Annotated in this window: 1 protein-coding gene; it reads left to right on the forward strand. The window is 44.0% G+C overall.

The window, feature by feature from the left end:
* Nucleotides 1–848, forward strand: an 848-nt coding sequence (locus GQR56_RS21240; RefSeq protein WP_166115359.1) for an IS4 family transposase, incomplete at both ends; no start/stop codon positions are given.

Here is an 848-nt window from a genome sequence, read left to right on the forward strand (position 1 = left end):
GCTGAGCACTTTCACTATATTAAGCACAGTAAAAACCGTCATACAGAATATCCTATTGTACGCCTATGCGCCTTAAGCTCCTTGCGTAGCCGGTTGATACACCACGTTGCCTTCGGGCCCAGTTATCAAGGTGAGGTGAACTACGCAAAGCAGTTATTTAGTCATGTAAGTAATAACAGTCTAACTATTTTTGACCGATGTTATCTCAGCGCTGAGCTACTGATTAATTGGCGTAAGCAACACCCACAGTCGCACTGGATGGTCCCGATTAAAAGCAACACGCAATACACCGTCATTGAATCTTACTCTGAGCATGACTTCAAAGTAGAGATGAGTGTATCTGCGCATGCCAGAAAACAAGACCCTTCGCTTCCTGAGTGCTGGCAGGCCAGACTGGTTCTTTATCCTGAGCCAATGGGGCCTGGAAAAATAAAAGGTCTGCTGTGCTCTTTGGATGATAAACAGGTTTTTGGTGCACAGGCCATTCTTGATGTCTATTTCGAGCGCTGGGAAATTGAAAATAGCTATGGAGAAATAAAACACCAGATGCTTGAGGATAGTATTCTTTTGCGTAGTCAGACTGTGGATGGAGTCAATCAAGAGCTATGGGGTATATTGCTAGCCTACAATTTAATTCGAGTAGAGATAAGTCGAATAGCCAAAGAGGCTAAAGTCTCCCCGCTGAGAATTAGTTTTGTCATGGCTTTGCGGGATATACAGGATGAAATACTCTGGTGTGCCATCGCTTCGCCAGGTTCAATTCCAAAGAAATTAAGGGCAATGCGAGAACGAGTGAAACGTTATATTCTTCCAGAAAAAAGAAAACGGCCCAAAAGTAGGACCGTTCG

The organism is Pseudoalteromonas sp. Z9A5, assembly GCF_011378875.1.
Taxonomy (GTDB): Bacteria; Pseudomonadota; Gammaproteobacteria; order Enterobacterales; family Alteromonadaceae; genus Pseudoalteromonas.